Below are 22,965 nucleotides of genomic sequence, written 5' to 3' on the forward strand. Positions count from 1 at the left end.
GCAGGGGCCGTCGCGCGTACCCGCGCGGCCCACCCCGAAAAAATCGGACACTCCGCCGGAAGGCCCGGGGATGTCACACCCGCATTCTTGTTGCCGTTACCGCTTCGTGTCACTCGCCTGTGGATAAGTGGGTGTGAAAAGTCAGCGTCTGTCGCGATTTCGGCACCGCGAGAAGCGGTGATGAGTGCGTGAGGTGCGGCGGAGGGCCGGGAAAGCGAGGTGGGTGCGTTCAGGAAACGGAGTGGATCTCGCGCAGCAGGCCGGTGGTCACGTCGAAGACGAACCCGCGCACGTCGTCGGTGTGGAGCAGGAACGGCGAGGTGCGCACCCGCTGCATCGACTGGCGCACGTCCTGGTCGGCGTCCGTGTAGGCCTCGACCGCCCAGACCGGACGCTGGCCCACCTCGCGCTCCAACTCCTGCCGGAAGTCCTCGGTGAGGGACTCCAGGCCGCAGTTGGTGTGGTGGATGAGGACCACGCTGCGGGTGCCGAGCGCCCGCTGGCTGATGGTCAGCGAGCGGATCACGTCGTCGGTGACCACGCCGCCCGCGTTACGGATGGTGTGGCAGTCGCCGAGCTCCAGACCGAGCGCCGCGTGCAGGTCGAGACGGGCGTCCATGCAGGCGACCACGGCCACCTGGAGGACGGGGCGCGCGTCCATACCCGGATCGCGGAAGTCCTTGGCGTACCCGGCGTTCAGGGCGACGAGCCGGTCGGTGACCTGGCCCCCCTCGCGGACCGCCGCAGCGGTGGACGTCACGGACTCGGCGGGAGAGTGAGCAGAAGTCGACATGGATACGACGTTAGCCTTCCCGCCTGGCCCGGGCGTGCTGTGAGAGCGGACAAAAAACGTCAACTCGGCTTGTTGTGAGCTAACCCACAAGACGCGCGGGGGTGCACCCGTTCGGGTGAGTTCGCCGCATCCGGACGGGTGGCGCGACTCGCTGCCCGGTTCGTTGATCGTGAATCGATCGAATGGCAGGGTGGACTAAAGTAACGCGAAGTCACCGACCACCGCCGTACCCACTGCCCCATCGCACCCCCTGCACCTCCTGCATATTCCGTATTTCCCCCGTGATGTGCGGCGTACGTGCGACCCGGCCCTCTCCCGCTCTCGGTCGGCCGACGCCTCTTCCCCGGCGCCGGCGGACCTCCCCTTCAGAGCGGGCGGGGACCAGGACGTACGTGCCGGCCGCGCGGGACAGAGCCTGAGAGGGCGCCTTGAGCCAGACCCGACACGTCCCCGTGATGCTCCAGAGGTGTCTGGACCTGTTGGCCCCGGCTCTCCAGGACCCGGCCCACCCGGAACCCGTGGTCGTCGACTGCACCCTCGGCCTCGGCGGCCACAGCGAGGCGCTGCTCGCCTCCTTCCCCACCGCCCGGCTGATCGCCCTGGACCGCGACAAGGAGGCCCTCCGCCTCTCCGGCGAACGGCTCGCCCCCTACGGCGACCGCGCCACCCTCGTCCACGCGGTCTACGACGAACTCCCCGAGGTCCTCGCGCGGCTCGGGATCCCCAAGGTCCAGGGCGTGCTGTTCGACCTCGGCGTCTCCTCCATGCAACTGGACGAGGCCGACCGCGGATTCGCGTACGCCCAGGACGCCCCGCTCGACATGCGGATGGACCAGAGCACCGGCATGGGCGCCGCCGAGGTGCTCAACACCTATCCGCCCGGCGAACTGGTCCGGATCCTGCGCCAGTACGGCGAGGAGAAGCAGGCCAAGCGGATCGTCTCCGCCGTCGTCCGCGAGCGCGAGAAGGAGCCGTTCAGCAACAGCGCCCGGCTCGTCGAGCTGATCCGCGACGCGCTGCCGCAGGCCGCCAAGCGCACCGGCGGCAACCCCGCGAAGCGGACCTTCCAGGCCCTGCGCATCGAGGTCAACGGCGAGCTGAGCGTCCTGGAGCGGGCCATTCCGGCCGCCGTCCAGTGCCTCGACGTCGGCGGCCGCATCGCCGTGCTGTCCTACCACTCGCTGGAGGACCGGCTGGTCAAGCAGGTCTTCGCGGCCGGCGCCGCCAACACCGCGCCCCCCGGCCTGCCCGTCGTCCCCGAGCGCTACCAGCCCCGGCTGAAGCAGCTCACCCGGGGCGCCGAGCTGCCCACCGAGGAGGAGGTCGCCGAGAACCGGCGCGCCGCTCCCGCCCGGCTGCGCGGCGCCCAGCGCATCCGCGCGGAGGAGCGATGAGCACCCGGCGTCGCCCGACGCGAAGCGGCCGCCCGGCGCCGGGCGGCAGGGGAGCCGTGCGGTGAGCAAACCGGCCGCACCACTGAAGGGGCGGGCCGCGAGGCTCGCCCGGCTGATGCCGTCCACCGGGCCCAGCACCGCGGCCCGCACCCCCTTCGTGCTGCTGGTCGTCCTGCTTCTGGGCGGCGGGCTCATCACCCTGCTCCTGCTGAACTCCGCGCTCAACGAGGGATCGTTCAGGCTCAGCGAGCTGAAGCGGGACACCACCGAGCTCACCGACGAGCAGCAGGCGCTCCAGCGCGACGTCGACAGCCGTTCCCAGCCCGACGCCCTGGAACGCCGGGCCCGGGAGCTGGGCATGGTCCCCGGCGGCAGCCCCGCCTTCCTGAACCCCGACGGCACGGTCCGCGGCAACCCCACCGAGGCCACCGCCCCGCCGTCGCCGAGCCCCAGCCCCACGCCGAGCCCCAGCGCCCCGGCCGACGCCGGGACCCCCGCCGCCGCCGGGATCCCGGACGTACCCTCCGGCTCCGCCCCGCCCTCCGGATCCGTCCCCGCGACCGCCCTCGCGACCGAGCCCGACCCCGCATCCGCCGCGGAGAGCACCCCGCCCCCGACGAGCCCCGGCAGGTGACGCAGTGCCGCCCAAGGAACCGCCGCGCCGCCGCGTACCCGGCCCGGCCCGGCCCCGTAACGGGGGATCAGGATCCGGCCGCTCCGGCGCGCGCCCACCGGCCCGCCGCCCCCGTTCCGCCCCGGGGCGCACCACCGCGCGCCCCGGCGCACAGCGCTCCCTACGCCTCGGCAGCCCCCGCCCCCGGCTCCGGCTCGTCAGCCTCGGGCTGACGCTGGTCATGCTGGCCTTCGTGGCCCGCCTGCTCCAGGTCCAGGCCGTCGACGCCGGCGCGTACGCGGCCAAGGCGGAGAAGAACCGCTACCTGGACTACACGGTCGCCGCCGAGCGCGGCGAGATCACCGACCGCAAGGGCGTCGCGCTCGCCACCAGCGTGGACGCGCACAACATCACGGCCGACCCGAAGATGTTCACGCCCGAGGACAGCAAGGCCCCGGACGCGCCCCAGCAGGCGGCGGCCCTGCTCGCCCCGATCCTCGGCAAGGACGTCGACGAGCTCGTCAAGAAGCTGTCGGCGCCCAAGTCCCGTTACACCGTCCTCGCCTACCGGCAGACCCCCCAGGTCTGGAAGCAGATCAAGGACCTCAAGTCCGTCTTCGCCGAGAAGGCGTACGAGGACAAGCTGAAGGGTGGTCCGGGAGCCGACGTCCTGGCCGGCGTCCTCCAGGTGCCCACCACCAAGCGCGTCTACCCCAACGGGGATCTCGCCGCCGGGATACTGGGATTCGTCAGCGCCGACGGCAAGGGCGGCGGCGGCCTCGAATCGCAGCTCGACAAGGAACTCGCGGGCGAGGACGGCAGGATCCGCTACGCCCAGGCCGGCGGCCGCCGGGTCCCCACCGCGGGCAGCAGCGAGATCCCGGCCGTGCCCGGCTCCGACATCGAGCTGACCATCGACCGCGACATCCAGTGGGCCGCCCAGAAGGCCATCAGCGACCAGGTCGAGAAGTCCAAGGCCGACCGCGGCTACGTCATCGTCCAGAACACGCGGACCGGCGAGCTGCTGGCCATGGCCAACGCCCCCGGCTACGACCCCAACGACCTCTCCCAGGCGACCTCCGCCTCTCTCGGCAACGCAGCGCTCCAGGACGTGTACGAGCCCGGCTCCACCAGCAAGGTCATGTCCATGGCCGCCGTACTGGAGGAGAAGGCCGCCACACCCGGCACCCACGTCACCGTCCCCAACCGGCTGCACCGCGGCGACCGGCTCTTCAAGGACGACGTGGACCACCCCACCTGGTACCTCACGCTCAACGGGGTCCTCGCCAAATCCAGCAACATCGGCACCATCCTGGCGACCGGTCAGCTCGGCAGGACCCAGGCGGAGTCCAACCAGGTCCTCTACTCCTACCTGCGCAAGTTCGGCCTCGGCTCCAAGACCGGGCTCGGCTACCCCGGCGAGTCGCCGGGACTGCTGGCCCACCCCAAGGACTGGTCGACCTCGCAGCAGTACACGATCCCTTTCGGCCAGGGCCTCTCGCTCAACGCCGTCCAGGCCGCCTCGGTCTACTCCACCATCGCCAACGGCGGCGTACGGATCGCCCCCACCCTCGTCCGCGGCGCCAAGGGCTCCGACGGGCGCTTCACGGCCGCCGAGGCCCCCGAGGAGAACCGGGTGGTCAGCGAGAAGACCGCCAAGACCCTGGCGACGATGCTGGAGTCCGTCGTCGACGACCGGGAAGGGACCGGCACCAAGGCCGCCATCCCCGGCTACCGGGTCGCGGGCAAGACCGGCACCGCCAACCGCGTCGACCCCGTCCGCGGCGTCTACAAGGGCTACACCGCCTCCTTCGCGGGCTTCGCCCCCGCCGACAACCCCCAGGTCACCGTCTACTGCGCGATCCAGAACCCCACCAAGGGCAGCTACTTCGGCGGCCAGATCTGCGGCCCGATCTACAAGCAGGTCATGGAGTTCGCGCTCAAGACGCTCCAGACCCCACCGTCCGGCAGCGAGCCGCCCCGGCTGCCGGTGTCCTTCAAACCCGGCGAGTGAACACGGGGATGCGCGAGCATCTCCTCCAAGGGAACCCTCAGTGACAACCATCACCCCCGATCCAGGGAACCGGAACGAGAACCGCCGGAACCAAGGTCCCTCGCTTCGCGAGACGCCGCACCGGCCCGGTACGCTCACCGCCGTGCCCCACGCTGATCAGTCCCAAACCTCTCAGAAGGACGCGCCTGTGACCTACCCGGGAGCGCCCCGACCGGACCGGCTCCGGCCCACCCCTCTCGGCGAGCTGGCAGACCGGCTCGGCGTAGAAACGGCCGGGACCGGTGAGGTCACCGGCATCACCCACGACTCACGGGCCGTGCGACCCGGAGACGTGTACGCGGCCCTGCCCGGCGCCCGCTTCCACGGCGCCGACTTCGCCGCCCAGGCCGCCGGCCTCGGCGCCGCCGCCGTCCTCACCGACCCCGCCGGCGCCGAACGCGCCGCGGCCACCGGCCTGCCGGTGCTGGTCACCGAGGACCCGCGCGCCGTCATGGGCGAGCTGGCCGCCGACATCTACGGGCGGCCCGGCATCGGCCTGCTCCAGCTCGGCATCACCGGCACCTCCGGCAAGACCACCACCGCGTACCTCGTCGAGGGGGGACTGCGCGCCGCCGGACGCCCCACCGGGCTGATCGGCACCGTCGAGATGCGGATCGGCGACGAGCGCATCAAGTCCGAGCGCACCACCCCCGAAGCCACCGACCTCCAGGCCCTCTTCGCCGTCATGCGCGAACGCGGCGTCGAGGCCGTCGCGATGGAGGTCTCCAGCCACGCCCTGGTGCTCGGCCGGGTCGACGGCTGCGTCTTCGACGTCGCCGTCTTCAACAACCTCAGCCCGGAGCACATGGAGTTCCACTCCGGCATGGAGGACTACTTCCAGGCCAAGGCCCAGCTGTTCACCCCCGAACGCAGCCACCGCGGCGTCGTGAACTTCGACGACGAGTACGGCCGCAGGCTCCTGACCGAGTCCGGGGTGCCGGTCACCAGCTTCTCCGCCGAGGGCCACCCGGACGCCGACTGGCACGCCGAGGACGTCGAGGTCGGACCGCAGGACAGCACCTTCACCGCCGTCGGCCCGAAGGGCGAGCGGATCACCGCCCGCGCCCCGCTGCCCGGCCCTTTCAACGTCGCGAACACCCTCGCCGCCATCGTCACGCTGGCCGTCGCGGGCGTCGACCCGCAGACCGCCGCCGACGGCATCGCGGCCGTCCCCGGGGTCCCCGGCCGGCTGGAGCGGGTGGACGCCGGACAGCCCTACCTCGCCGTCGTCGACTACGCGCACAAGACCGACGCCGTCGAGTCCGTACTGCGCTCCCTGCGCAAGGTCACCGAGGGCAAGGTGCACATCGTCCTCGGCTGCGGCGGCGACCGCGACACCACCAAGCGCGGCCCGATGGGCGCGGCAGCCGCCCGGCTCGCCGACACCGCCGTGCTGACCTCCGACAACCCCCGCTCCGAGGACCCCCTCGCGATCCTCGCCGCGATGCTCTCCGGCGCCGCCGAAGTGCCCGTCCACGAGCGCGGCGACGTGCTGGTCGACGCCGACCGCGCCTCGGCCATCGCCGCCGCCGTCGCCCGCGCGGAGGCGGGCGACACCGTCCTCGTCGCGGGCAAGGGGCACGAACAGGGCCAGGACATCCACGGGGTGGTACGCGCCTTCGACGACCGCAAGGTCCTGCACGCAGCCATCGAGCGGTCCCTGACGCGCCCCGGCGCCTCGGACCGTGCCCCTCACCTCGAGAACAACAGTCAGGGATGACCAAGTGATCACCCTTTCCCTCGCCGAGATCGCCGAAATCGTCGGCGGGCAGTCGTACGACATACCGGATCCGGCAGTCACCGTGACCGGACCCGTCGTCATCGACTCCCGCGAGGTCGCGCCAGGCAGCCTGTTCGCCGCGTTCGCCGGCGAACGGGTCGACGGCCACGACTACGCCCGGCGCGCCGTCGAGGCGGGCGCCGCGGCCGTCCTGGCGGCCCGCCCCGTCGGCGTTCCGGCGATCGTCGTGGACGACGTCGTCGGCGCGCTCGGAGCCCTCGCCCGTGCCGTGGTCGAACGCCTCGGCACCACCGTCGTCGGACTCACCGGATCCGCCGGCAAGACGTCCACCAAGGACCTGATCGCGCAGCTCCTCCGGCGCAAGGGCCCGACCGTCTGGACCCCCGGCTCCCTCAACAACGAGATCGGCCTGCCGGTCACGGCGCTGACCGCCACCGCAGAGACCGAGCACCTGGTCCTGGAGATGGGGGCCCGCGGCGTCGGCCACATCCACTACCTGGCCAACCTCACCCCGCCCCGCATCGGCCTCGTCCTGAACGTCGGCTCCGCGCACCTCGGCGAGTTCGGCAGCAGGGAGGCCATCGCCCAGGCCAAGGGCGAGCTGGTCGAGGTCCTGCCCGAGGACGGCTGTGCCGTGCTCAACGCGGACGACCCGCTCGTCCGCGCCATGGCCCCGCGCACCAAAGCCCGCGTCCTGCTCTTCGGAGAAGCCCCGGAAGCGGACGTACGGGGCGAGAAGGTCAGAATGACCGCCGACGGGCGGCCCGCCTTCGAGCTCCACACACCCACCGGGTGCAGCGACGTGACCATGCGCCTGTACGGTGAGCACCACGTGTCGAACGCGCTCGCCGCGGCCGCCGTCGCCCATGAGTTGGGCATGTCCGTGACCGAGATCGCCGAGGCGCTCTCGGAGGCGGGCACCCTCTCCCGCTGGCGCATGGAGGTCACCGAGCGTCCGGACGGTGTGACGGTCGTCAACGACGCCTACAACGCGAACCCCGAATCCATGAGAGCCGCACTGCGTGCGCTGGCTGCCATGGGTCAGGCCCGAGGGGCCGACGGGGGACGCACCTGGGCGGTGCTCGGTCAGATGGCCGAGCTCGGTGACGCGTCGCTCGCCGAGCACGACGCGGTCGGACGGCTCGCCGTCCGGCTCAACGTCAGCAAGCTCGTCGCTGTCGGGGGGAGAGAAGCCTCCTGGCTGCAACTGGGCGCATATAACGAGGGTTCGTGGGGTGAGGAGTCGGTGCACGTGTCCGACGCACAGGCGGCCGTCGACCTGTTGCGCAGTGAACTGCGCCCGGGAGACGTCGTGCTGGTGAAGGCGTCCCGGTCGGTCGGCCTGGAGAAGGTCGCCCAGGCACTGCTGGAGAACTCGACCGAGGGCGAGGTCGCCGGCCGATGAGGCAGATCCTCTTCGCGGGGGCCATCGGGCTCTTCCTGACCCTGGTCGGTACCCCGCTGCTGATCAAGCTGCTGGCCCGCAAGGGATACGGGCAGTTCATCCGGGACGACGGCCCGCGCACGCACGGCAGCAAGCAGGGCACGCCCACGATGGGCGGCATCGCCTTCATCACGGCGACGATCATCGCGTACCTCCTCGCGAAGGTCATCACGGGTGAGGACATCCGCTACTCCGGCGTCCTCGTGCTGTTCCTCATGGCGGGCATGGGCCTCGTCGGGTTCCTCGACGACTACATCAAGATCGTCAAGCAGCGTTCGCTCGGTCTGCGGGCCAAGGCGAAGATGGCGGGACAGCTGATCGTCGGCATCGCTTTCGCGGTGCTCTCGCTCCAGTTCCCCAACTCCGCGGGCAGCACCCCGGCCTCCGACCGGCTCTCCTTCGTGGAGGACTTCGGCTGGTCGATCGGCCCGGTGCTCTTCTGCGTCTGGGCGCTGTTCATGATCCTCGCCATGTCCAACGGCGTGAACCTCACCGACGGCCTCGACGGTCTGGCCACCGGCGCCTCCGTCATGGTCTTCGGCGCCTACACCTTCATCGGCCTCTGGCAGTTCCAGGAGTCCTGCGCCAACGCGGACAAGCTGACCAACCCGAGCGCCTGTTTCGAGGTACGCGACCCGCTCGACCTCGCCGTCGTCGCCGCCGCCCTGATGGGCGCCTGCTTCGGCTTCCTCTGGTGGAACACCTCGCCCGCCAAGATCTTCATGGGCGACACCGGCTCGCTCGCCCTCGGCGGCGCCCTCGCGGGCCTGGCGATCCTGTCCCGCACCGAGTTCCTCCTCGCCATCCTCGGCGGCCTCTTCGTGATGATCACCATGTCCGTGGTCATCCAGGTCGGTTCGTTCAAGATGACCGGCAAGCGGGTCTTCCGGATGGCGCCGCTCCAGCACCACTTCGAACTCAAGGGGTGGTCCGAAGTCCTTGTCGTGGTCCGCTTCTGGATCATCCAGGGCATGTGCGTGATCGTCGGCCTCGGCCTCTTCTACGCGGGATGGGCAGCCAAGAAGTGAGCAGCACCGTGGACTGGCAGGGCAAACACGTCACCGTCGCCGGGCTCGGCGTCAGCGGGATCCCCGCGGCCCGCGCCCTGCACGAGCGCGGCGCGCTCGTCACCGTCGTCAACGACGGCGACGACGAGCGCGCCCGCGCGCAGGCGGCCGAACTGGAGGCGCTCGGCATCACCGTGCGCCTCGGCGACGGCGCGACCCTGCCGCCGTCCACGGAGCTCGTCGTCACCGCCCCCGGCTGGCAGCCGGACAAGCCGCTCTTCCTGGCTGCCGCCGAGGCGGGCGTCCCGGTCTGGGGCGACGTCGAACTGGCCTGGCGACTGCGCGGGACCAACGGCCGCGAGGCCGCCCCCTGGCTCGCGGTCACCGGCACCAACGGCAAGACCACGACCGTGCGGATGTTGGCCTCGATCCTTCAGGCCGCGGGCCTGCGCACCGCGGCCGTCGGCAACATCGGCGTATCCCTGCTGGACGCGGTGCTCGGCGAGACCGAGTACGACGTCCTCGCCGTCGAACTCTCCAGCTACCAGCTGCACTGGGCGCCCTCCCTGCGCGCCCACTCCGCCGCCGTCCTCAACCTGGCCCCGGACCACCTCGACTGGCACGGTTCGATGGCGGCGTACGCCGCGGACAAGGGCCGCGTCTACGAGGGCAACACGGTCGCCTGCGTCTACAACGCGGCCGACCCGGCCACCGAGGACCTGGTGCGCGAGGCGGACGTCGAAGAGGGCTGCCGGGCCATCGGCTTCACCCTCGGCGCCCCCGGCCCCTCGCAGCTCGGCGTGGTCGACGGCATCCTCGTCGACCGGGCGTTCGTCGCCAACCGCCAGAAGCAGGCCCAGGAACTGGCCGAGGTCACCGACGTCAACCCGCCGGCTCCGCACAACATCGCCAACGCACTCGCCGCCGCCGCCCTCGCCCGCGCCTACGGTGTGGAACCGGCCGCGGTCCGCGACGGACTGCGCGCCTTCCGGCCGGACGCCCACCGCATCGAACACGTCGCGGACATCGGCGAAGTCGCCTACGTGGACGACTCGAAGGCCACCAACACCCATGCCACCGAGGCCTCCCTCGCCGCCTACGACTCCATCGTCTGGATCGCGGGCGGACTGGCGAAGGGCGCCACGTTCGACGAGCTGGTCACCGGCGCGGCGAAGCGGCTGCGCGGGGTCGTGCTGATCGGCGCCGACCGGGCGCTGATCCACGAAGCCCTGACGCGACACGCCCCCGAAGTCCCGGTGGTCGACCTCGACCGGACCGACACTGGGGCGATGTCCGAAGCGGTCGCGCGGGCGGCCGAGCTCGCCCGGCCGGGCGATACGGTACTGCTGGCCCCGGCCTGTGCCTCGATGGACATGTTCACCAACTACAACAAGCGGGGCGAGGCGTTCGCGGACGCGGTCCGCGCACGCGCCGACGAGAGCGCCTGACCGACCGGGCCTCCGCGCCCGGGGTTCACGGGCCCCGGGCACGAGCAGTGGAGGGGACAGCGACAATGCCGGCCGACGAGAGATTCGCCGTACGGCGGGACCGCGCGCGGGCCTCGGTTCCCCGCCCCCTCACCGCGACGCCCGCCCTCTCCGGAGTACCGCTGCCCGACGGGCTCGCCCTGCGCGGGCGCCTCGCCACCGGCTCCCGGCGCCCCGAGAAGCCCTGCGGCTCCGGACGCGGCGGCTCGGGACCCCGCCCCCCGCGCACCGGGCGCGGTGGTGGACCCCGCCGTACCTACGAGCGGGCACGACGGGCCTGGGACCGGCCCCTGACCGCCTACTACGTGATCCTCGGCTCCAGCCTCCTGATCACCGTGCTGGGCCTGGTGATGGTCTACTCCGCCTCGATGATCAAGGCGCTGGACATCAGCAAGCCCTCCACCTACTTCTTCGGCAAGCAGTTCCTCGCCGCCGTCATCGGCGGCACGCTGATGCTGATCGCCGCCCGGATGCCGGTGAAGCTCCACCGGGCGCTGGCCTACCCGATACTGATGGTCACCGTCTTCCTGATGGTCCTGGTCCAGGTGCCGGGGATAGGGATGTCGGTCAACGGCAACCAGAACTGGCTCTACCTGGGCGGCCCGTTCCAGCTCCAGCCCAGCGAGTTCGGCAAGCTGGCCCTCATCCTGTGGGGGGCGGACCTGCTGGCCCGCAAGCAGGACAAGCGGTTGCTGGCGCAGTGGAAGCACATGCTCGTACCGCTCGTGCCGGTCGCCTTCATGCTGCTGGGACTGATCATGCTCGGCGGCGACATGGGAACCGCGATCATTCTCACGGCGATCCTGTTCGGTCTGCTCTGGCTGGCGGGCGCTCCCACCAGGCTGTTCGCCGGGGTGCTCGGCTTCGCCGCCGTCATCGCGTTCCTGCTGATCAGGATGAGCCCGAACCGGATGTCCCGGCTCGCCTGCATGGGCGTGAGCGAGCCCGATCCGGAGGGCGGCTGCTGGCAGGCCGCACACGGGATCTATGCTCTGGCGTCCGGCGGATGGTTCGGTTCCGGACTGGGTGCGAGTGTGGAAAAATGGGGTCAACTCCCGGAACCTCACACCGACTTCATCTTCGCCATCACCGGTGAGGAACTGGGTCTGGCGGGGACGCTGTCCGTGCTCGCCCTGTTCGCGGCTCTAGGCTATGCGGGTATCCGCGTGGCCGGACGCACGGAGGACCCCTTCGTGAGGTTTGCCGCGGGAGGCGTGACCACGTGGATCACGGCCCAGGCCGTGATCAACATCGGTGCGGTGCTCGGTCTGTTGCCGATCGCCGGGGTGCCGCTCCCGCTGTTCTCCTACGGGGGGTCGGCCCTGCTGCCGACGATGTTCGCGGTCGGGCTGATGATCGCCTTCGCACGGGAGGACCCAGCCGCCAAGGCGGCCCTGGCCATGCGGAAGCCCGGGGTGAGATGGAAGACGATGAGACGGCGCGTCAAGAAGCGTCCGTCCGGAGAGCGGTGAATTTCGGTGCATGTCGTACTCGCCGGCGGGGGGACCGCCGGACACATCGAGCCCGCGCTTGCCCTCGCAGACGCCCTGCGCAGGCAGGACCCGACCGTGGGAATCACTGCCCTCGGCACGGAACGCGGACTGGAGACCAGGCTCGTGCCCGAGCGGGGGTACGAGCTGGCGCTCATTCCCGCCGTGCCACTGCCCCGCAAGCCCACACCCGAACTGATCACCGTCCCGGGCCGGCTGCGCGGCACCATCAAGGCCGCCGAGCAGATCCTGGAGCGCACCAAGGCGGACTGCGTGGTCGGCTTCGGCGGCTACGTCGCGCTGCCCGGCTACCTGGCGGCCAAGCGGGCCGGTGTGCCGATCGTGGTCCACGAGGCCAACGCCCGCCCGGGCCTGGCCAACAAGATCGGTTCGCGGTACGCCCACGGGGTCGCCGTCTCCACCCCCGACAGCAAGCTGCGCGGCGCCCGCTACATCGGCATCCCGCTGCGCCGCACCATCGCCACCCTGGACCGCGCCCGGGTCCGCCCGGAGGCCCGCGCCTCCTTCGGACTCGACCCCAACCTGCCCACGCTGCTGGTCTCCGGCGGCTCGCAGGGTGCGCGCCACCTCAACGAGGTGGTCCAGCGGGTCGCGCCGCTGCTCCAGCGCTCCGGGATCCAGATCCTCCATGTGGTCGGCCCGAAGAACGAATTGCCGCGCATCGACAACATGCCCGGGATGCCGCCCTACATCCCGGTACCGTACGTGGACCGGATGGACCTCGCGTACGCCGCGGCCGACATGATGCTCTGCCGCGCGGGCGCGATGACCGTCGCCGAACTCACCGCCGTCGGGCTCCCCGCCGCCTATGTCCCGCTGCCCATCGGCAACGGCGAACAGCGGCTCAACGCCCAGCCGGTGGTCAACGCCGGCGGCGGCCTGCTGGTGGACGACGCGGCGCTCACCCCGGAGTGGGTGCAGGGCAACGTCCTGCCGGTACTGTCGGACCCCCACCGGCTGTACGAAATGTCCCGCGCCGCGGCCGAGTTCGGCCGGCGCGACGCCGACGACCTGCTCGTCGGCATGGTGTACGAAGCGATTGCCGCGCGCCGCTAGGCGCCCGGCGCGATGCGGTGCGGGTCCGGGGCGGGCGCCCCGGGCCCGTCGAAGGAGCGAGCGTGGCCGGACCGACGACCGCCCAGCGCGGCGCACCCGGGCGGGCGGACACCTCCGCGGGCCCGTCTCACAGCGGCCCCGAGGGGCCACGGATCGGCCGCCGCACCCTGCTGATCCTGATCGGCGTCGCGGTCGCCCTGCTCACCGCGTTCGTGATCTGGGTGCTCTACGGCTCCTCCTGGCTCCGTGTCGAGAAGGTCAGCACGAGCGGCGTCGAGGTACTGACCCGCGAAGAAGTGGAAGCGGTTGCCGCCACCCCGATCGGCGCCCCGCTGGTCTCCGTGGACACCGGTGCCATGGAGCGCCGGTTGCGCCAGAAGTTGCCTCGTATCGACACAGTTGATGTCGTTCGGTCCTGGCCGGACGGCATCGGCCTTAAGGTGACCGAACGGAAGCCGGTCCTGCTGGTCGAAAAGGGCGGCGCGTTCGTGGAAGTGGATGCCGAGGGCGTGCGCTTCGCCACCGTGGACAAGGCGCCGAAGGGTGTGCCCCTGCTGGAGCTGACTCCCGAACCGTCCGCGAGCCTTCGCCGCTTCGGCGGTGACGGTCTGTTGCGGGAAGCGGTCCGGGTCGCCGGCGACCTTCCGGCAGGTGTGGCCGAGGACACCGAGACCGTACGGGTCACCTCGTACGATGCGATCTCCTTGCTGCTCACCCGGGATCGTGTGGTGACCTGGGGGAGCGGTGAAGACGGGGCGGTGAAGGCGCGCGTCCTCACCGCACTCATGAAAGCGGCCCCCAAAGGGGGACAGTTCGACGTAAGCGCCCCCACCGCCCCGGCGGTATCGGCGAGTTGACGGGTATTTGTGCTGGCCAGCACCCTGGTTGGTCAGCGCTACGGGTGATCACATAGGGTGAAAAGAAAAACGGGAGGTTCGGCGTGTTCGTTGAACGTGCGCCACTTGTCGACTTAGTGTCCTGTTCGGAAGAGTCCAGGAAGCAGACACACTGGTAACCCTAAACTTCAACGTTAGGGTTTGGGTCGGCGTTCGGACCGTCCCCATCGACATCAGTCGTCGCCGCGGAGCTACCGCAGAGCGACGACACGTAACTCGAGGCGAGAGGCCTTCGACGTGGCAGCACCGCAGAACTACCTCGCAGTCATCAAGGTCATCGGTGTCGGCGGCGGTGGTGTCAATGCCATCAACCGAATGATCGAGGTCGGTCTCAAGGGCGTCGAGTTCATCGCGATCAACACGGACGCACAAGCCCTGTTGATGAGCGACGCCGACGTCAAGCTCGACGTCGGCCGCGAACTCACCCGGGGCCTCGGCGCCGGGGCGAACCCGGCCGTCGGTCGTAAGGCGGCAGAGGACCACCGTGAGGAGATCGAAGAGGTCCTCAAGGGGGCCGACATGGTCTTCGTCACCGCCGGAGAAGGCGGCGGCACCGGCACCGGCGGCGCACCCGTCGTCGCCAACATCGCGCGCTCGCTCGGCGCCCTGACGATCGGCGTGGTCACCCGCCCGTTCACCTTCGAGGGCCGGCGGCGCGCGAACCAGGCGGAGGACGGCATCGCCGAACTCCGCGAAGAGGTCGACACCCTCATCGTCATTCCCAACGACCGCCTGCTGTCCATCTCGGACCGCCAGGTCAGCGTGCTCGACGCGTTCAAGTCGGCCGACCAGGTGCTGCTCTCGGGTGTCCAGGGCATCACCGACCTCATCACCACCCCGGGTCTGATCAACCTCGACTTCGCCGACGTCAAGTCGGTCATGTCCGAGGCCGGATCGGCGCTCATGGGCATCGGCTCGGCGCGCGGCGACGACCGCGCGGTGGCGGCCGCGGAGATGGCGATCTCCTCGCCGCTCCTGGAAGCCTCCATCGACGGCGCCCGCGGTGTCCTCCTCTCCATCTCCGGCGGCAGCGACCTCGGTCTCTTCGAGATCAACGAGGCCGCCCAACTGGTGAGCGAGGCCGCGCACCCCGAGGCCAACATCATCTTCGGCGCCGTCATCGACGACGCCCTGGGCGACGAGGTGCGGGTCACCGTGATCGCGGCGGGCTTCGACGGCGGACAGCCGCCGGCCCGCCGGGAGAACGTCCTCGGCGCGAACAGCAACAAGCGCGAGGAGCCGGCCGCCCCGGCCAGGTCCTCCGCCGAGTCCACGCGCCCGACGGGCGGACTCGGTTCCGTACCTCCGCGCGAGGAGAGCCCGGCTCCGGCCGAGCCCGCCCCCGCGTCGGCTTCGAGTGAGAGCGGGCTCGGGCCGGTCTCGCCGCCGCACGTCCCGCCGGCCCGTCCCTACCAGGACACCCAGGCCGAAGAGCTGGATGTTCCGGACTTCTTGAAGTGATAGCCCATCACCGGGCGGCACCCGTCACGGGCAGCGCTCATTTCGCCTTCACCGACCGGTGGGGCGGAGTGAGCGCGGCTCCGTACGGTGAGCTCAACCTCGGCGGCGCGGTCGGCGACGACCCCGCCGCCGTCGGCGCGAACCGGGAGCGCGCGGCCCGACGCCTCGGTCTCGACCCGGCCCACGTCGTCTGGATGAACCAGGTGCACGGCCGGGACGTCGCGGTGGTGGACGGACCCTGGGGCGCGGACGCGGAGATTCCGGCCGTGGACGCGGTGGTGACCGCCCGGCGCGGACTGGCGCTCGCGGTCCTCACCGCCGACTGCACCCCCGTTCTTCTCGCCGACCCGGTCGCCGGGGTCGTCGGGGCGGCGCACGCCGGGCGGCCGGGACTGGTCGCCGGGGTCGTTCCGGCGGCGGTCGAGGCCATGGTCGCGCTCGGCGCACACCCCTCCCGGATCACCGCGCACACCGGGCCGGCCGTCTGCGGACGGTGCTACGAAGTGCCGGAAGCGATGCGGGCCGAGGTCGCCGACGCCGTCCCGGGCGCGTGGTCCGAGACCAGCTGGGGAACCCCGGCGGTCGACGTCACCGGCGGAGTCCACGCCCAGCTCACCGCCCTCGGTGTGACGGACCGGCACTCCTCGCCGTACTGCACCCTGGAATCGGGCGACCACTTCTCGTACCGCCGCGACCGCACCACCGGGCGGCTCGCCGGATATGTCTGGTTGGACTGATAGGGCATGACGGATCGTAAGGCTGAACTCGCCGCGAATCTGGCGCAGGTGGAGGAGAGGATCGTCTCCTCCTGCGCCGCGGCCGGTCGTCAGCGCGAGGAAGTGACCCTGATCGTGGTCACCAAGACCTACCCCGCGAGCGATGTGCGGATCCTGCATGAACTCGGTGTGCGCCATGTCGCGGAGAATCGCGACCAGGACGCCGCCCCCAAAGCCGCCGCTTGTGCGGATCTTTCGCTGACATGGCACTTTGTCGGACAATTGCAGACGAACAAGGTTCGTTCTGTGACCAGTTATGCCGATGTCGTGCAGTCGGTGGACCGCGCCAAGCTGGTCACCGCCCTCTCCGCCGCCGCGGTGCGCGGGGAGCGTGAACTCGGCTGCCTCATCCAGGTCGCCCTGGACGCGGAGAGCGGTGAGCGCGGTGAGCGCGGCGGAGTCGCGCCGGACGGGATCGAGGAGTTGGCGGCCGCGATCGGGGCGGCGGGCGGACTCCGGCTCGACGGACTGATGACCGTGGCGCCGCTGGCCGGGGAGTACGCCGGCCGGCAACGGGCCGCGTTCGACCGGCTGATGGAAATCTCATCCCGCCTGCGCGCAGGTCATCCGGCTGCGAACATGGTCTCCGCAGGTATGAGCGGGGACCTGGAGGACGCGGTGGCGGCCGGAGCGACACATGTACGCGTCGGTACGGCGGTACTCGGAGTCCGACCCCGGCTCGGGTAACGTCGCGAAGCAAGTCGGACCACAGCAGAAAATATGGTCATTACCGCTCACAGCGGGCAGACCACAGTGGATCGCGGGCACTTGGTGACGAATGCCGATCCACCACAGAGCGGAGGACTCGGAGCATGGCCGGCGCGATGCGCAAGATGGCGGTCTACCTCGGCCTCGTGGAGGACGATGGGTACGACGGTCCGGGGTTCGACCCCGATGACGAATTCGAACCTGAGCCGGAGCCTGAGCGTGACCGGCGGCGGCATCAGCCCCCACACCAGGTGGAGCGGGAACGCGAGCGCGAGCGCGAAAGGGACGAATCGGTACGAGTAGTGCAACCGCCCGCCCAGCGCGAGCCGGTTCAGCTCCCCGCGGAAAGCGTGCGACCCGCCCGGATCGCGCCCGTGGCATCCATCACACCTGAACGCCCGAACATGGAGAAGAACGCGCCGGTGATCATGCCCAAGGTCGTGTCCGAGCGGGAGCCGTACCGCATCACCACGCTGCACCCCAGGACCTACAACGAGGCCCGTACCATCGGGGAACACTTCCGTGAGGGCACTCCGGTGATCATGAATCTCACGGAGATGGACGACACGGACGCGAAGCGACTTGTCGACTTTGCCGCGGGACTCGTCTTCGGTCTCCATGGCAGCATTGAACGCGTGACGCAGAAGGTGTTCCTGTTGTCGCCTGCTAACGTCGATGTCACGGCGGAGGACAAGGCCCGCATCGCAGAGGGCGGATTCTTCAACCAGAGCTGAGAACACGACACCGGAACAACCCGGCCGAGAGGCCGGTGCCGGCCACGAGGCCGGAGCTGACGAGAGCCAGGGGAGAGGGAACCGCGGGACATGGGCGTCGCACTGGATGTGGTCTATATCGCGCTGATGTGTTTCCTCATCGTGCTGATCTTCCGGCTGGTCATGGACTATGTCTTCCAGTTCGCACGTTCATGGCAACCCGGCAAGGCGATGGTGGTCGTACTTGAGGCCACCTACACTGTCACCGATCCACCGCTCAAGCTTCTGCGGCGGTTCATCCCGCCGCTGCGTCTCGGGGGCGTGGCACTCGACCTGTCCTTCTTCGTTCTGATGATCATCGTCTACATCCTGATCAGCGTTGTGGTCAGGTTGTGAGCGATACGGTCTTGCCGACTGCCGACGACTACGTAGAGGTGAAGAAGAGATGCCGTTGACCCCCGAGGACGTGCGGAACAAGCAGTTCACGACCGTCCGCCTCCGAGAAGGCTATGACGAGGACGAGGTCGATGCCTTTCTCGACGAGGTCGAATCGGAGCTGACCCGTCTGCTCCGTGAGAACGAGGACCTGCGCGCCAAGCTGGCCGCCGCGACGCGTGCCGCCGCGCAGAACCAGCAGCAGCAGCAACAGCAGCAGCAGGGTATGCGCAAGCCTCCGGAGCAGCAGGATCGCCCGGGTGCGCCCGTTCCCGCCGCCATATCAGGACCGCCGCAGCAGCAGCAGCCCCCGCAGATGGGTCCGCCCCAGCTGCCCGGTGGCGCGCCGCAGCTGCCCGCAGGTCCCAGTGGCCACGGCCCCCAGGGTGGCCATGGTCCCGGTCCGCAGGGCCCGCACGGCCCCGGCCCGATGCAGGGCGGTCCCATGGGTGGCCCGATGCAGGGCGGCCCCATGGGGCAGCACCCCCAGCAGCAGCAGATGCAGCAGATGCAGCCGCCGCAGATGCAGCAGCAGCAGGGCCCCGGTGGCGACAGCGCCGCCCGTGTCCTCTCGCTCGCACAGCAGACCGCCGACCAGGCGATCGCGGAGGCCCGTTCCGAGGCCAACAAGATCGTCGGCGAGGCGCGCAGCCGTGCCGAGGGCCTGGAGCGCGACGCGCGTGCCAAGGCCGACGCTCTGGAGCGGGACGCGCAGGAGAAGCACCGTGTGGCGATGGGCTCGCTGGAGTCGGCCCGCGCGACGCTGGAGCGCAAGGTCGAGGACCTGCGTGGCTTCGAGCGCGAGTACCGCACGCGGCTGAAGTCCTACCTGGAGAGCCAGCTGCGTCAGCTGGAGACCCAGGCGGACGACTCGCTCGCCCCGCCGCGGACTCCGGCAGCCGCTTCGCTGCCGCCGTCCCCCTCGCTGGCCCCGGCCGGTGCGGGTGCGATGGGTCACTCCATGGGCGGCTCCAACCACGGTGGCCACGGCGGCCAGCAGATGGGTGGCGGCCCGTCCACGATGGGCGGTGCGCCGTCCTACGGTGGCCAGCAGCAGATGTCGCCCGCGATGACGCAGCCGATGGCGCCGGTGCGGCCGCAGGCGCCGCAGCCGATGCAGCAGGCGCCTTCGCCGATGCGCGGGTTCCTGATCGACGAGGACGACAACTGAGCGGTTCGCGCTCGCTGAGCGCGTAGCCGTCGGCAGGCAGAGGGCCGGGCCCCGGGATTTCCCGGGGCCCGGCCCTTTGGCGTGGGTCCGGCCGCGTCTGCCGGGTGCGGGTGGGCCGCCTGCGGCGGGCTGTTCCCCTCCCCGCCCCTTCCCGAAACCGGGGCGCTGCCCCGGACCCCGCTCCTCAAGCGCCGGAGGGGCTATAGATAGCCTCGCCGGCGTTTGAGGCGCGGGGGTTCGGGGGCGGAGCCCCCGAGGGGGTACGCGGAAGGGCCCGGCCGGAAACCTTCCGGCCGGGTCCCGTAGACGTGCCGGCTACCGCTTGCGCAGGCGGAACGTGAGCTCCAGGCCCTCGTCCTCGAACACCTCGCCGTAACTCTCGTCTGCCTCGCCCTCCGCGTAGTCCGGGGCGAGCACCTCCTCGGAGATCAGCGGGGTGTGCTCGGTGAGTGCCTCCACTGTTGCCGGGGACGTCGAGGTCCAGCGGACGGCGATGCGGTCCGCGACGTCCAGGCCGCTGTTCTTGCGGGCCTCCTGGATCAGGCGGATCGCGTCACGGGCCAGGCCCGCGCGGCGCAGTTCCGGGGTGATCTCCAGGTCCAGGGCGACCGTCGCGCCCGAGTCCGAGGCGACCGACCAGCCCTCGCGCGGGGTCTCCGTGATGATGACCTCGTCGGGGGAGAGAGTGATCCGCTCGCCGTCGACCGCCACCGCCGCCGTGCCCTCGCGCAGGGCCAGGGACAGTGCGGCCGCGTCCGTGTTCGCCACCGCCTTGGCCACCGCCTGGACGCCCTTGCCGAACCGCTTGCCCAGGGCGCGGAAGTTGGCCTTCGCCGTCGTGTCGACCAGGGAGCCGCCCACCTCCGAGAGCGAGGCCAGCGACGTGACGTTCAGCTCCTCCGTGATCTGGGCGCGCAGTTCGGGGGAGAGGGCCGGGAAGCCCGTCGCCGCCACCAGCGCACGCGACAGCGGCTGACGGGTCTTCACGCCCGACTCGGCTCGCGTGGCCCGGCCCAGCTCCACCAGGCGGCGCACCAGCGCCATCTGCGTGGAGAGCGTCGGGTCGATCGAAGACAGGTCCGCCTTCGGCCAGGAGGACAGGTGGACCGACTCCGGGGCGTCGGGAGTGACCGGCGCCACCAGGTCCTGCCAGACCCGCTCGGTGATGAACGGGGTCAGCGGGGCCATCAGCCGGGTCACCGTCTCGACGACCTCGTGCAGCGTGCGCAGCGCCGCCTTGTCGCCCTGCCAGAAGCGGCGGCGCGAGCGGCGTACGTACCAGTTGGAGAGGTCGTCCACGAACGCCGAGAGCAGCTTGCCGGCGCGCTGGGTGTCGTAGCCGTCCATCGCGACGGTCATCTGGTCGACCAGCGCGTTCAGTTCGCTCAGCAGCCAGCGGTCCAGGACCGTGCGGTCCGCCGGGGCCGGGTCGGCCTCCGAGGGCGCCCAGCCCGACGTGCGCGCGTACAGGGCCTGGAAGGCGACCGTGTTCCAGTAGGTGAGGAGCGTCTTGCGGACGACCTCCTGGATCGTGCCGTGGCCCACGCGCCGTGCCGCCCACGGGGAGCCGCCGGCCGCCATGAACCACCGCACCGCGTCCGCCCCGTGCTGGTCCATCAGCGGGATCGGCTGGAGGATGTTGCCCAGGTGCTTGGACATCTTGCGGCCGTCCTCGGCGAGGATGTGGCCCAGGCAGACGACGTTCTCGTAACTCGACTTGTCGAAGACCAGGGTGCCGACCGCCATCAGCGTGTAGAACCAGCCGCGGGTCTGGTCGATGGCCTCCGAGATGAACTGCGCCGGGTAGCGGCTCTCGAAGACTTCCTTGTTCTTGTACGGGTAGCCCCACTGCGCGAACGGCATCGAACCCGAGTCGTACCAGGCGTCGATGACCTCCGGGACGCGATACGCCTCCAGTTGGCAGTTCTCCTGCGTGCAGGTGAAGGTGATCTCGTCGATGAAGGGGCGGTGCGGGTCCAGCCCCGACTGGTCGGTGCCCGTGAGCTCCGTCAGTTCCGCGCGTGAGCCCACGCACGTCAGGTGGTTGTCCTCGCAGCGCCAGATCGGCAGCGGCGTGCCCCAGTAGCGGTTGCGGGAGAGCGCCCAGTCGACGTTGTTGTTGAGCCAGTCGCCGAAGCGGCCGTTCTTGACCGAGTCCGGGAACCAGTTGGTCTTCTCGTTCTCCTCAAGGAGCCGGTCCTTGATCGCCGTCGTCCTGATGTACCAGGACGGCTGCGCGTAGTAGAGCAGCGCCGTGTGGCAGCGCCAGCAGTGCGGGTAGCTGTGCTCGTACGGGACGTGGCGGAAGAGCTTGCCGCGCGTGTCCAGGTCCGCGGTGAGCGCCTCGTCGGCCTTCTTGAAGAAGACGCCGCCGACCAGGGGGAGGTCTTCCTCGAACGTGCCGTCCGGGCGGACCGGGTTGACCACCGGAAGGCCGTACGCACGGCAGACCGCGAGGTCGTCGGCGCCGAACGCGGGGGACTGGTGGACCAGACCCGTACCGTCCTCGGTCGTGACGTACTCGGCGTTCACCACGTAGTGGGCTTCTGCGGGGAAGTCGACCAGGGTGAAGGGGCGCTCGTAGCTCCAGCGCTCCATCTCGGCCCCGGTGAACGACTGGCCCGTCACCTCCCAGCCCTCGCCGAGGGCCTTCTCCAGGAGCGGCTCGGCGACGACGAGCTTCTCCTCGCCGTCGGTCGCCACGACGTAGCGGACCTCGGGGTGGGCGGCGACCGCCGTGTTGGAGACCAGGGTCCAGGGGGTGGTCGTCCAGACCAGGAGGGCCGCCTCACCGGCCAGCGGGCCCGAGGTGAGGGGGAAGCGGACGAAGACCGAGGGGTCGACGACCGTCTCGTAGCCCTGGGCCAGCTCGTGGTCGGACAGGCCGGTGCCGCAGCGCGGGCACCAGGGGGCGACCCGGTGGTCCTGGACCAGCAGGTCCTTGTTGAAGATCTCCTTGAGCGACCACCACACGGAGTCCACGTACTCCGGGTCCATCGTGCGGTACGCGTCGTCCAGGTCGACCCAGTAGCCCATGCGGGTCGTCAGCTCGGCGAACGCGTCGGTGTGCCGGGTCACCGACTCGCGGCACTTGGCGTTGAACTCGGCGATGCCGAACGCCTCGATGTCCTTCTTGCCGTTGAAGCCCAGCTCCTTCTCGACCGCGAGCTCGACCGGCAGGCCGTGGCAGTCCCAGCCGGCCTTGCGGCCGACGTGGTAGCCCTGCATGGTGCGGAAGCGGGGGAAGACGTCCTTGAAGACGCGGGCCTCGATGTGGTGCGCGCCCGGCATGCCGTTGGCGGTGGGCGGACCCTCGTAGAAGACCCACTCGGGGCGGCCCTCGGACTGCTCCAGGCTCTTGGCGAAGACCTTGCTCTCCCGCCAGAAGTCGAGCACGGCGTGTTCGAGCGCGGGCAGGTCGACCTGGGCGGGCACCTGGCGGTACTGCGGCGATGTCATGTGCGGCTTCCTCCGGCGGACGTCTTCCACTTCCGTCGGAGGGACGAGAGCGTCTCGGCTCCCGCGGTACCACCCTCCTTGGCCCCGGGCGCAGGCCCGTGGCCCCCTCATTGGGGTCGCGATGCCGGGTCTAGTGGCCTTGCGTCGGTGGGCGGGGCCCATCGGTCAAGGCGTTCTTCCGGCGGCTCCGGGGTGATCTTCACGGCGCGCTCGCCCCCGGGCTCCCACCGTCCCCGGGTCGCTTCTG

At 70.6% G+C, this 22,965-nt stretch carries 18 protein-coding genes; 16 read left to right on the forward strand and 2 right to left on the reverse strand.

Going from position 1 to position 22,965, the window contains the following annotated elements; all coding sequences use genetic code 11:
• Nucleotides 1-229: 229 nt before the first annotated feature.
• Nucleotides 230-793: a carbonic anhydrase gene (locus tag AB0F29_RS04375; RefSeq protein WP_361867353.1), complete on the reverse strand. Its 564-nt coding sequence runs from the start codon at nt 791-793 to the stop codon at nt 230-232.
• A 428-nt stretch (nt 794-1,221) separates the two neighbouring features.
• Between AB0F29_RS04375 and rsmH the strand changes: the two genes are divergently transcribed.
• From rsmH to AB0F29_RS04455, 16 genes are all read left to right on the forward strand, one after another.
• Nucleotides 1,222-2,187, forward strand: coding sequence for a 16S rRNA (cytosine(1402)-N(4))-methyltransferase RsmH (rsmH, locus tag AB0F29_RS04380; protein ID WP_265602146.1), 966 nt, complete (start codon nt 1,222-1,224; stop codon nt 2,185-2,187).
• 61 nt (nt 2,188-2,248) lie between these two features.
• Entirely contained in the window at nt 2,249-2,821 is a 573-nt protein-coding gene (locus tag AB0F29_RS04385) for a septum formation initiator (RefSeq protein WP_361867354.1), read from the forward strand.
• Nucleotides 2,822-2,825: 4 nt separating this feature from the next.
• Nucleotides 2,826-4,814, forward strand: a complete 1,989-nt coding sequence (locus AB0F29_RS04390) for a penicillin-binding protein 2 (RefSeq protein WP_361867355.1) — start codon at nt 2,826-2,828, stop codon at nt 4,812-4,814.
• A gap of 187 nt (nt 4,815-5,001) precedes the next feature.
• On the forward strand, nt 5,002-6,573 hold the full coding sequence (locus AB0F29_RS04395) for a UDP-N-acetylmuramoyl-L-alanyl-D-glutamate--2,6-diaminopimelate ligase (protein WP_361867356.1): 1,572 nt from the start codon (nt 5,002-5,004) through the stop codon (nt 6,571-6,573).
• Nucleotides 6,574-6,577: 4 nt separating this feature from the next.
• Nucleotides 6,578-7,999, forward strand: a complete 1,422-nt coding sequence (gene murF, locus AB0F29_RS04400) for a UDP-N-acetylmuramoyl-tripeptide--D-alanyl-D-alanine ligase (protein WP_361867357.1) — start codon at nt 6,578-6,580, stop codon at nt 7,997-7,999.
• Nucleotides 7,996-9,066: a phospho-N-acetylmuramoyl-pentapeptide-transferase gene (mraY, locus tag AB0F29_RS04405; protein WP_215111057.1), complete on the forward strand. Its 1,071-nt coding sequence runs from the start codon at nt 7,996-7,998 to the stop codon at nt 9,064-9,066. The genes murF and mraY overlap by 4 nt, the downstream gene beginning before the upstream one ends.
• Nucleotides 9,048-10,493 carry a UDP-N-acetylmuramoyl-L-alanine--D-glutamate ligase gene (gene murD, locus AB0F29_RS04410; protein ID WP_361867358.1) on the forward strand — a complete coding sequence of 482 codons (1,446 nt, stop codon included), beginning with the start codon at nt 9,048-9,050 and terminating at the stop codon, nt 10,491-10,493. The genes mraY and murD overlap by 19 nt, the downstream gene beginning before the upstream one ends.
• A gap of 65 nt (nt 10,494-10,558) precedes the next feature.
• On the forward strand, nt 10,559-12,004 hold the full coding sequence (ftsW, locus tag AB0F29_RS04415; protein ID WP_361867359.1) for a putative lipid II flippase FtsW: 1,446 nt from the start codon (nt 10,559-10,561) through the stop codon (nt 12,002-12,004).
• A 6-nt stretch (nt 12,005-12,010) separates the two neighbouring features.
• Nucleotides 12,011-13,099, forward strand: coding sequence for an undecaprenyldiphospho-muramoylpentapeptide beta-N-acetylglucosaminyltransferase (gene murG / locus AB0F29_RS04420; protein WP_215106295.1), 1,089 nt, complete (start codon nt 12,011-12,013; stop codon nt 13,097-13,099).
• A gap of 62 nt (nt 13,100-13,161) precedes the next feature.
• Nucleotides 13,162-13,956, forward strand: a complete 795-nt coding sequence (locus AB0F29_RS04425; protein ID WP_361867361.1) for an FtsQ-type POTRA domain-containing protein — start codon at nt 13,162-13,164, stop codon at nt 13,954-13,956.
• Nucleotides 13,957-14,232: 276 nt separating this feature from the next.
• Complete coding sequence (gene ftsZ, locus AB0F29_RS04430; protein ID WP_361867363.1) at nt 14,233-15,456, forward strand: cell division protein FtsZ; 1,224 nt, start codon at nt 14,233-14,235, stop codon at nt 15,454-15,456.
• Entirely contained in the window at nt 15,453-16,193 is a 741-nt protein-coding gene (gene pgeF, locus AB0F29_RS04435; protein WP_361867365.1) for a peptidoglycan editing factor PgeF, read from the forward strand. The genes ftsZ and pgeF overlap by 4 nt, the downstream gene beginning before the upstream one ends.
• 6 nt (nt 16,194-16,199) lie before the next feature.
• Complete coding sequence (locus AB0F29_RS04440; RefSeq protein ID WP_361867367.1) at nt 16,200-16,919, forward strand: YggS family pyridoxal phosphate-dependent enzyme; 720 nt, start codon at nt 16,200-16,202, stop codon at nt 16,917-16,919.
• Between the two features lie 125 nt (nt 16,920-17,044).
• Nucleotides 17,045-17,674, forward strand: coding sequence for a cell division protein SepF (gene sepF / locus AB0F29_RS04445; protein WP_361867368.1), 630 nt, complete (start codon nt 17,045-17,047; stop codon nt 17,672-17,674).
• Nucleotides 17,675-17,764: 90 nt separating this feature from the next.
• The gene (locus tag AB0F29_RS04450) at nt 17,765-18,049 is read left to right on the forward strand and encodes a YggT family protein (protein ID WP_006123846.1); all 285 of its coding nucleotides are present in this window, start codon (nt 17,765-17,767) and stop codon (nt 18,047-18,049) included.
• Nucleotides 18,050-18,098: 49 nt separating this feature from the next.
• Nucleotides 18,099-19,259, forward strand: a complete 1,161-nt coding sequence (locus tag AB0F29_RS04455) for a DivIVA domain-containing protein (protein WP_361867369.1) — start codon at nt 18,099-18,101, stop codon at nt 19,257-19,259.
• Between the two features lie 315 nt (nt 19,260-19,574).
• On the opposite strand, the gene ileS is transcribed toward AB0F29_RS04455, so the two are convergent.
• Nucleotides 19,575-22,718: an isoleucine--tRNA ligase gene (gene ileS, locus AB0F29_RS04460; RefSeq protein WP_361867370.1), complete on the reverse strand. Its 3,144-nt coding sequence runs from the start codon at nt 22,716-22,718 to the stop codon at nt 19,575-19,577.
• Nucleotides 22,719-22,965 lie beyond the last annotated feature (247 nt).

The sequence above is a fragment of the Streptomyces sp. NPDC026589 genome, from assembly GCF_040638385.1.
In the GTDB taxonomy this organism is placed as follows: domain Bacteria; phylum Actinomycetota; class Actinomycetes; order Streptomycetales; family Streptomycetaceae; genus Streptomyces.